1 pseudogene is annotated in these 518 nt (G+C 69.5%); it reads right to left on the bottom strand.

Annotated elements, in window-relative coordinates:
• Window positions 1-518 (bottom strand): annotated as a pseudogene (locus Aut01nite_RS43120) (NAD-glutamate dehydrogenase domain-containing protein); the annotation flags it as partial.

Here is a 518-nt window from a genome sequence, read left to right as displayed (position 1 = left end):
AGCTCGTTGAACCCGTCCACCTCGGCCTCGCCCCGCCAGGCGGCCGCGAACGCGTTCTCCACCTGCGGGCGCACCTCGGCCAGCTCACGATGACCCTCCGGAGGCAGCAGCCCGAAGTCGTACAGGTGGATGACGCCGTCGCCGCGGCGGATCTCGTACGGCCGTTCGTCGGTCACCCGCACACCCAGCGAATGCAGCACCGGCAGCACCGCCGACAGCATCATCGGCTCGCCGTAGCGGTACACCTTGAACCGGATGTCACGCTCGTCCGGCTCCGGCTGACCGTCCGCGCCGAGCCGCCGGCGCCGGAACAGGTGCATGGCGAGCTGGCCGTGCTCGTCGAGCAGCTCGAGCTTGGCCAGGTCCTGCATGCCCTCGTACGGCGTATGGGTGTTCTTGTAGCTCTCCGGATAGGCCGACGAGTACCGCAGGAACAGCCGCCGGGCCTGCTCGTCGCCGAGCTTGCGCTCCAGCGTCAGGGAGAAGTCGTCGTCCCACATCCGCGTCGCGTCGGCCAG

Origin of the sequence: Actinoplanes utahensis (assembly GCF_016862455.1) — a bacterium.
GTDB lineage: Bacteria > Actinomycetota > Actinomycetes > Mycobacteriales > Micromonosporaceae > Actinoplanes > Actinoplanes utahensis.
This window is presented reverse-complemented; position numbering and strand designations above follow the sequence as displayed.